We start from the raw sequence: 671 nt of genomic DNA, 5'->3' as shown, positions 1-671 counted from the left end.
GCCCCTCAGTCCCCCGGGCTCTCCACCCGCACTCCGATCTGCGCCGCGAACGCCGGTGCCAGTTCCAGGAGTTGGGACGGGCTGATCACGGAACCCGCCAGCCGGTCGACGCCCCGCGCGATGTCCAGCTCCGCGACGGTACGCAGGTCCACGTCCACCATCGTGGCCGCGCTGAAGTCCGCCCGCCTCAGCACGCAGTCGCGGAACTCCACCCGCTCCAGGCGCGCCCCACCGAAGTCCGGCTCGGCCAGGACGCACCCCTCGAAGACCACGTCCTTCAGACGGGCCCGGCGCAGATTCAGGTAGTCGATCTTCCCGCCCCGCACCAGCACCCGCTCCCAGGACGACGCGTGCAGCTGGGCCCCGCCGAGCCGCGCGTCGACCACCTCCACGTCGCGCAACGTCGACTCGGCCAGGTCGGTGCCCACCCCCCGCACCCCGTCCAGCACCGAGTCGATGAAGCGCGCCCGGCCCAGCCGCGTCTCGTCCAGCGCCACGCCGTACAGACCGCAGTCCATGAAACGGGCGCCGCGCGCCTCCTGGGCCGTCAGGTCGAGCTCACGGAACTCCAGACCGTCGTAGTCCCCCTCGGACTCCAGCTCGCCGGGGCCGAACGGCGCGAGCGCCGGCAGCCGCACCTCGGGGCGCCGCACGGGACGGACGGCCGGGGA

General features: G+C 73.6%; 1 protein-coding gene. It reads right to left on the bottom strand.

The annotated features are described in order from the left end of the window. Positions 1-5 precede the first annotated feature (5 nt). Positions 6-671: pentapeptide repeat-containing protein (locus E2E34_RS34890; RefSeq protein ID WP_439333715.1), on the bottom strand; the 666-nt coding region annotated here is incomplete at its 5' end.

This window comes from Streptomyces albidochromogenes, from assembly GCF_005981925.1.
GTDB classification, from domain to species: Bacteria; Actinomycetota; Actinomycetes; order Streptomycetales; family Streptomycetaceae; genus Streptomyces; species Streptomyces albidochromogenes.
Note: the sequence above shows the minus strand (reverse complement) of the source record. Positions and strands in the feature narration are given on the sequence as shown.